Source organism: Micromonospora sp. M51 (genome assembly GCF_018070305.1).
Lineage (GTDB): Bacteria > Actinomycetota > Actinomycetes > Mycobacteriales > Micromonosporaceae > Micromonospora > Micromonospora parva.
The window spans coordinates 1-5,563 of sequence record NZ_JAGPXZ010000399.1 but is presented as its reverse complement, the minus strand read 5'-3'; the positions used below and the strand labels follow the sequence as shown (position 1 = coordinate 5,563).

Below are 5,563 nucleotides of genomic sequence, written 5' to 3'. Positions count from 1 at the left end.
CACCATCTCGCGTGCGGTCAGGTAGGGGATCAGGTTGCTCGCCGTCTGCTGCCGTACGAACCCGACGGTGCGCCGCCGGTAGTCCACCCGGTCCGCGCGGGACATCGCCAGCAGGTTCCACCGGTCGACCCGGACCCGCCCGGCGGTGGGCGCGTCGATGCCGGCGAGGATGGAGAGCAGCGTCGACTTGCCCGACCCGGAGGCACCGACCACGGCGACCAGCTCACCGCTCTCCACGGCCAGGTCCAGACCCTGCAGTGCCTGCACCTCGATCGAACCGGTCTGGTAGATCCGCACCAGGTTCTCGCAGACGATGAGCGCGTTCCCGCCGAACTCGGGGGCCCGCGCGGACGGCTGCGGCAGGGACAGCGGCGTGCCTGACATTCCCCTCCATCCGGGTTGTGCCGACGTCGAACCGGCCTCGGGTAGCGGTCAGGCCCACCGGTCCGGCACGTGATGTCACCTGGGCGGCACGCGTGGTCACCAATTGCGTCAAGGGCCTCGATTGCCCGTGCTGACGCAGATTGAAGCAGTTTCGCAATCGGCGGCTCCGTTGACCATGCCCCTGCGTGGCTTTCCTGCATCCTGGACCAGCTCTGCGACCACTGCCGCACCCCGCCACCCGCCGACGCCGGTCCCCGCTGTGGCGCGTCGTGAACCTGCCGGACGCCCGCACCGACTGAACAGGCGAAGGAGGACCGATGAGCGATGAGTTGCTGGTGGTCCGCTGCCAGTTGGGCGAACGGGAGGCGTTCGCCCAACTGGTGCAGGGCTGGCATCCGGCGGTCGAACGGTACGTCGGGCGGATGCTCGGTGGGTCCGACGACGATGTGGTGCAGGAGATCTGGTTGGCGGTCCTCAGGGGGCTGCCGAGGCTGCGGCAGCCGGACCGGTTCACGCCGTGGCTCTTCACCATCGCCCGCCGGGCGGTGATGAACCGGCTGCGGGACGCGTACGCCCGCCCGGAACCCGAACCGATCGACGACCTGCCGGGCGACGACGAGGCCGAGGGGGTCGTCAACCGGGAGACCCTCGCCGGCGCGCTGGCGGAGCTACCCGCCCGGGAACGGGAGGTGCTTCTGCTGTTCTACCTGGAGGATCTGCCGCTGGACGCCTGCGCGCAGATCTGCGCCGTCCCCGTCGGCACCGTCAAGTCGCGGCTCAACCGGGCCCGCACGTTGTTACGCCGTGAGCTGGTGCGGAAGGGGTACGAAGCATGACTCCGGAAGAGGTACTGGCGCGACTGGACGCGCCGTTGTCGTTGCGCAGGCGGGTCGGATACCTGGCCGTGGGCTTCACCGGTCTCACCGGGAGCGGCCTGATCGGTCTGCTCTGGGCGACCGAGCCCGAGCTACCGACACGCACCAGCGTGGCCTTCGCCGCGCTGGTGGCGATCGGCCTGTGTTGGGCGGCGTTCGGCGGCTGGGCCGTGACCCGACGGACCCCCCTGTTCGCCCGGGACCGGGTGGTCGCCGGTTGGCTCGGCGTCGGCGCCTGGCTGGCCTTCAGCGTCGGTGCGCTGGTCATCAGCGTGGTGCGGCACGAGTTCGAGCCGGTGCTGCTGGGGATGGTGCTGGTGCTCGGCGTCCTGGCGGGCGCGCACCTGCGGGCGGCCCGCCGGGCGAGGGCGGCGCTGCTACGCCGCCGCACCGCGCTGGCCGCGCCCGGCGAGGGCGGGTGAGTGACCGCGCCCCGCTGGTTCTGCCACGGGCAGATCCGCTGCTGGTGAACAGGGGTGTGCCGCGCCGCCCCGGGTCGGCACTGTGGAGCGCATGAGATTGCTGGTGCTGGGCGGTACGGGCTTTGTGGGCGGGGCGACTGTCACCGAGGCGGTGCGCCGCGGCTGGTCGGTGACGGTGTTCAACCGGGGGTTGCACGGCGTGGTGCCGCCCGGCGTACACCGGTTGCGGGGTGACCGCACCGCGCCCGACGGCCTGGCGGCCCTGGCCGGCGGCGAGTGGGACGTGGCGGTGGACACCTGGGACGGTGCCCCGCGGGCTGCCGGCGCCGCCGCCCGCGCCCTGCTCGCCTCGGTCGGCCACTACGTGTACGTGTCCAGCGGGTCCGTCTACACCGACCACGCCGCCACCGGGTTGCATGAGGACTCCCCGGTGGTGGACGCCGACCCGGACGCCGTCGACGGCGACTACCCGCAGCTCAAGGCCGGCGCCGAGGGTGCCGTGCGGGGGGTGTTCGGCACGCGTGCGCTGATCGCCCGGGCCGGTCTGATCCTGGGCCCGGGGGAGGACATCGGCCGGCTGCCCTGGTGGCTGCGGCGCATCGAGCGTGGCGGGGACGTGCTCGCCCCCGGGCCGGCCGACCTGCCGGTGCAGTACGTCGACGTTCGCGACCTGGCGGGGTGGATGCTGGACGCGGGGGCCCGAGGGGTGGGCGGCACTGTCAACGCGGTCGGCCGGCCGACGCAGACCACGATGGGGGAGCTGCTCGACGCGTGCGTGGCCGCCACCGGTGCCGCCGCCCGGCTGCGCTGGACCGAACCGACGACCATCCTCGCCGCCGGCGTGGAGCCGTGGAGCGACCTGCCGATCTGGATGCCGCGCGGCCACCCGTACCGGGGGTTGCTGGAGCAGGACGTGACCCGCGCGCTGGCCGCCGGGCTGACCTGCCGGCCGGTGACCGAGACCGTCGAGGACACCTGGCGTTGGCTGCGTGAGGTCGGCGCGGTTCCGCCGCGCGCCGGGCGACCGCAGCGCGGCCCGGTCGGGCTGGACCCGGCCCGGGAGGCCGCCGTCCTCGCCGGCTGAGCGTGCCCCGGCGGGTCAGGCGGGCACCACCGGCAGCTCCAGCACCTCGTCGACCTCACGTCGGGGGGTCGGTCGGCCCGGTTGGCCGTACCCGATCCGCAGCACCATCTGGGGGGTGCCGAAGCGGCCCAGCGACAGCCGCAGTTGCTCCCGCGCCGACGGCACCTCGATCGGCTGGGAGAGCATCGACACGCTGAGCCCGGCGTCCGTGGCGGTGAGCAGCAGCCGTTGCAGGGCCTGCCCGGCGATCACCTGGTCCACCGCGGTGTTGCCCGCCGAGCCCAGCACCCCCACCAGAGGTTCCGGTTCGAAGTCCCGGCCGGGGGCACGGTCGCGCCCACCGTAGCCGCGGGCCGGCAGGACATCCTGCGGCTCGCCCTGCGGGCCACCGGCCGAGCTGGGTACGCCGTCCGGGGCGAACTCGCGACGCAGCCACCGTTCACGCTCGGCCCGGTACGCGGGGTCGCGTTCCAGCACCCGGTGCGCGCCGCGCGCGATCTCGCCGAACGCGGAGACCGCGCTCACCCCGATCAGTAGTTCCAACCAGCACTGTTCGGCGCGGGCCGCCTCGCCGAGGCGCCACCGGGCGTCGGCGGGCACCGGGTCGGGCCAGAACGGCAGTCGGTTGCTGAACCGGCGGGGGATGGCCGCGTACAGGCTCTGCTCGGCGGGGGTGGGCCGGCGCGGGACGTCCGGCACCAGCCGGGCCAGCAGGTCCGGTTGGGCCGGGTCGGGGCGCAGCCGCACCCGGGCCGGGGTGCCGGCGACGGCCAGGGCGATCCGCAGGTTGAACAGCGCCGCGCCGCAGGCGACCCGGACGCCCCACCCGCTCGGGTCGGTCGCCGGCAGCCGGCGGCCCGGGTCGGCCAGCACCTCGATGCCGCCGTCGCGCAGCCGTAGCCGCCACGGTTGGGTGTTGTGCAACGACGGTGCCCGGACCGCGTCCACGGCGGCGGTCCGCAGCTGGGTCGCGGTGTAGCCGATCTCCATGGCGGTGCTCCTCTCCCGGTGCGGCCGGCGGCGGGTGGTGCCGGGTGGCCGTACCTTCACGGTCCACTCTTCGGCGGTCGCCGAGCAGGGCCGGACGTCCCGACCGGTCGGGACCGAGCGCCCGCTCGCGGCCCACTGGTCGGGACCTTCGGCCCGTGCGCCGGGCCCCGGGCAGCGGGTAGAAACGACTGATGATCCGTGTGTTCCTCCTCGACGACCATGAGGTCGTCCGTCGTGGCCTGGCCGACCTGCTGCAGAGCAGCGGTGACATCGAGGTGGTGGGCGAGTCCGGCTCGGCGCAGGAGGCGGCCCGTCGCATCCCGGCGTTGCGACCCGACGTGGCGATCCTCGACGCGCGACTGCCCGACGGCAACGGCATCGACGTGTGCCGGGACGTCCGGGCCGTCGACTCGTCCATCAAGGGCCTGATCCTCACCTCGTACGAGGACGACGAGGCGCTGTTCGCGGCGATCATGGCTGGTGCCGCCGGGTATGTGCTCAAGCAGATCCGGGGCACCGACCTGGTCGACGCGGTCCGCCGGGTCGCCGCCGGGCAGTCGCTGCTCGACCCGGCGATCACCACCCGGGTGTTGGAACGCATCCGCAACGGCGTTGAGCAGCCGCGCGAGCTGAAGTCGCTCACCGAGCAGGAGCGGCGGATCCTGGAGTACGTGGCGGAGGGGCTGACCAACCGGGAGATCGCCGGTCGGATGTTCCTCGCGGAGAAGACCGTGAAGAACTACGTCTCCAGCGTGCTGGCCAAGTTGGGTCTGGAGCGCCGCACCCAGGCCGCCGTTCTGGCCACCCGCCTCCTCGGCAAGACACCCTGACCGGGGTCGCGGAGGTCAGTCGCGCAGCGGCACGGTCCAGCGCAGCTCGGTGCCGTGCGGTTCGACGCCGAGGATCGTGAAGGTGCCGGCGAGACGGCTGGCACGTTCGCGCAGGTTGACCAGACCACCCCGGGCGGCGGCCGGGTCACAGCCCACCCCGTTGTCGCTGACCGTCACAGTGACGTGACCGGCGTCGACGCGTACGGCCACGTCGACGCGGGTGCACTGGGCGTGGCGGACGACGTTGGACAGCGCCTCGCGCAGCACCGCGGTCAGGTCCGGACGGATGGCGTCGGGCACGGCGCTGTCCACTGGCCCGGCCAGCTCCAGATGCGGCTTGAAACCCAGGGACTCGGCGGCCGCCTCGATCGCCGTCCGGATCTCGGTGCGCAGCTCCGAGGTCATCGGCGTACGCAGCTCGAAGATGGTCCGGCGGATGTCCCGGATGGTGGCGTCGAGATCGTCGACGGCGGCGTTGATCCGCTTGGCCACCTCCGGGCGGCCCATCGGTGCGGCGCTCTGCAGTTGCAGGCCGGTGGCGAAGAGCCGTTGGATCACGACGTCGTGCAGGTCACGGGCGATGCGCTCCCGGTCCTCCAGGACCACCAGCAGTTCCCGCTCCTCCTGGCCCCGGGCCCGTTCCATGGCCAGCGCCGCCTGCCCCGCGAAGCTGCCCAGCAGCGCCACGTCCTCCTCGCTGGCACCCCCGCCGCGCTCCGGCCGGTGCGCCACGATCAGCACGCCGTGCAGGGTTTCGGCGGTGGCGAGCGGTGAGATCATCGCCGGGCCGGTGTGCAGCAGCGCCGGCCACGGCGCGGCGTGCGCCAGATCGTCGACCTGGTCGTGCCGGCCCTCGGCGACGGCCGCGCCGAAACTGGTGTCGGCGGCGGGCAGCACCGCGCCGACCAGCGGATGGGCCTGCGCGTCGGCGCCGTCGACAACCTCCACCGAGAAGTGCTCGGTGTCGCTGTCGTAGAG

The 5,563-nt window shown here is 73.5% G+C and carries 7 protein-coding genes; 4 read left to right on the top strand and 3 right to left on the bottom strand.

Going from position 1 to position 5,563, the window contains the following annotated elements:
- Positions 1–384, bottom strand: a 384-nt coding sequence (locus KBX53_RS20430) for an ATP-binding cassette domain-containing protein (RefSeq protein WP_210861052.1), incomplete at its 3' end; no start/stop codon positions are given.
- Between the two features lie 317 nt (positions 385–701).
- Between KBX53_RS20430 and KBX53_RS20425 the strand changes: the two genes are divergently transcribed.
- The 3 genes from KBX53_RS20425 (at position 702) to KBX53_RS20415 (ending at position 2,765) form a co-directional block, all read left to right on the top strand.
- Positions 702–1,220 carry an RNA polymerase sigma factor gene (locus tag KBX53_RS20425; protein WP_030336086.1) on the top strand — a complete coding sequence of 173 codons (519 nt, stop codon included), beginning with the start codon at positions 702–704 and terminating at the stop codon, positions 1,218–1,220.
- Positions 1,217–1,681 (top strand): hypothetical protein, encoded by a 465-nt coding sequence (locus tag KBX53_RS20420; RefSeq protein WP_210861050.1) that lies wholly within the window; start codon positions 1,217–1,219, stop codon positions 1,679–1,681. The genes KBX53_RS20425 and KBX53_RS20420 overlap by 4 nt, the downstream gene beginning before the upstream one ends.
- A gap of 91 nt (positions 1,682–1,772) precedes the next feature.
- Positions 1,773–2,765, top strand: coding sequence for an NAD-dependent epimerase/dehydratase family protein (locus KBX53_RS20415; protein WP_210861049.1), 993 nt, complete (start codon positions 1,773–1,775; stop codon positions 2,763–2,765).
- A 15-nt stretch (positions 2,766–2,780) separates the two neighbouring features.
- On the opposite strand, the gene KBX53_RS20410 is transcribed toward KBX53_RS20415, so the two are convergent.
- Positions 2,781–3,755, bottom strand: a complete 975-nt coding sequence (locus tag KBX53_RS20410; RefSeq protein WP_030336081.1) for a nitroreductase — start codon at positions 3,753–3,755, stop codon at positions 2,781–2,783.
- Positions 3,756–3,946: 191 nt separating this feature from the next.
- Here KBX53_RS20410 and KBX53_RS20405 point away from each other — a divergent pair, with 191 nt between their 5' ends.
- A complete protein-coding gene (locus KBX53_RS20405; RefSeq protein ID WP_030336079.1) occupies positions 3,947–4,585 on the top strand; it encodes a response regulator transcription factor in 639 nt (212 codons plus the stop codon).
- 15 nt (positions 4,586–4,600) lie between these two features.
- On the opposite strand, the gene KBX53_RS20400 is transcribed toward KBX53_RS20405, so the two are convergent.
- Positions 4,601–5,563 (bottom strand): GAF domain-containing sensor histidine kinase (locus tag KBX53_RS20400; protein ID WP_210861048.1); only part of this gene is annotated, 963 nt, incomplete at its 5' end.

What these genes read in the sequence shown, in the direction of transcription:
- KBX53_RS20415 (WP_210861049.1), top strand. Translation starts at nt 1,773, where the DNA reads ATGAGATTGCTGGTGCTGGGCGGTACGGGCTTTGTGGGCGGGGCGACT.
- KBX53_RS20405 (WP_030336079.1), top strand. Translation starts at nt 3,947, where the DNA reads ATGATCCGTGTGTTCCTCCTCGACGACCATGAGGTCGTCCGTCGTGGC.
- KBX53_RS20410 (WP_030336081.1), bottom strand. Translation starts at nt 3,755, where the DNA reads ATGGAGATCGGCTACACCGCGACCCAGCTGCGGACCGCCGCCGTGGAC.
- KBX53_RS20420 (WP_210861050.1), top strand. Translation starts at nt 1,217, where the DNA reads ATGACTCCGGAAGAGGTACTGGCGCGACTGGACGCGCCGTTGTCGTTG.
- KBX53_RS20425 (WP_030336086.1), top strand. Translation starts at nt 702, where the DNA reads ATGAGCGATGAGTTGCTGGTGGTCCGCTGCCAGTTGGGCGAACGGGAG.